The sequence below is a fragment of the Polaromonas sp. P1_E3 genome, assembly GCF_056405935.1.
In genome coordinates, this window is sequence record NZ_JBFUBD010000599.1 from 1 (window position 1) to 1292 (window position 1292).

General features: G+C 51.0%; 1 protein-coding gene and 2 rRNA genes. 2 read left to right on the top strand and 1 reads right to left on the bottom strand.

Annotated features, from left to right (window positions below; translation table 11 throughout):
• Together AC1D0Z_RS22040 and rrf are read left to right on the top strand one after the other, a co-directional pair.
• Positions 1-152 (top strand): 23S ribosomal RNA (locus AC1D0Z_RS22040); the annotation flags it as partial.
• A 142-nt stretch (positions 153-294) separates the two neighbouring features.
• Positions 295-407: ribosomal RNA gene (gene rrf, locus AC1D0Z_RS22045) — 5S ribosomal RNA — on the top strand.
• Positions 408-627: 220 nt separating this feature from the next.
• Here the strand turns inward: rrf and AC1D0Z_RS22050 are convergent.
• The coding region (locus AC1D0Z_RS22050; RefSeq protein WP_477660280.1) for an MBL fold metallo-hydrolase at positions 628-1292 on the bottom strand (665 nt) is incomplete at its 5' end.

Below are 1292 nucleotides of genomic sequence, written 5' to 3' on the forward strand. Positions count from 1 at the left end.
CATCTAAGCGGGAAACTCGTTTCAAGATTAGATCTGCCGGGGCCTTGAGCCCCCTAAAGAGTCGTTCAAGACCAGGACGTTGATAGGTCAGGTGTGGAAGCGCAGTAATGCGTTAAGCTAACTGATACTAATTGCTCGTGCGGCTTGACCCTATAACTTTGATTAATTCGAAGTTGTTATGCCAAGTTGACGCATTCAAAAAGCACAGCCCAGCGGCTGTGCGAATCTAAATAAAAGCTGATTTGCTCTATGAATTCGATGGATTGTTCTTGAACAATCTGTCAACAAGTTATGCCTGATGACCATAGCAAGTTGGTACCACTCCTTCCCATCCCGAACAGGACAGTGAAACGACTTAGCGCCGATGATAGTGCGGATTCCCGTGTGAAAGTAGGACATCGTCAGGCTCTTACAGCAAGGAACGCCCGGTTGATTTTTGATCAACCGGGCGTTTTCTTTTGTCTCTCTGGAAGTTAAATTTGACCAGGTGATGGCATTAAAAAAAGCCCGCGTGAACTTATGCGGGCTTTTTGCTTTTTGTTGTTCGTTGTGCCTCACTGAAAGCTGAGGTTGCTAGGGAGGGCTTGGCACCGTGAGCCTTGGGTGCCAGTGACTCGAAAGGATCGCTTAGGCGTTCAGGATATATCCACCGTCTTTTTTTGCTACGCCGGCGGTCACCAGCTCAGCGCTTAGCTGTTCTATCCATGTCCGAACAGGAACGTCCGCGAAAAACTTGGCTTTGATCTGCGAAAAGTAGGGTGTTTCCATCATCCATCGCACGAACTCGTCGAAATCCTGGCTCTGGATTTCGAGCAGCTTGAATTTCAGCAGCACTTTCGCGGCGTGGTGTGCATGCCTTGCAGGATTGCTGACAAATGAATCCAGCCGCCGGCGCGCCCTTGTCATTATTTCAGGACCATACGTGAACACACGGCCATGTCCCGGAATTACAGTTTGAGGTGCCAAACGCTCGACCAGATCCAGGGTTGCACTCACTTCAGCAAAAGCGTCGTCCCCCTCCAGCTCCGGAAACACTACACCGAAGCCATTTTCCCAGAGCGCATCGGCAGAAATTAGCACTCGATTTTCCGGTTCGAAGAAAACAAGCGAGTGAGGGTCATGGCCTGGCGCTGAATGCACTTGCCACGYCTGCGAGCCAAACTTCATGACACTGCCTGGCTGAATGGCATTGGTGAAGCTGAACTGAGGGCAAAGTTGTCCGGTTGGCACATACGTGAGTGCGACGGGATCCCATTCAGCGACCTGTCGGGCGTGGCCGGGCGGAATAAACG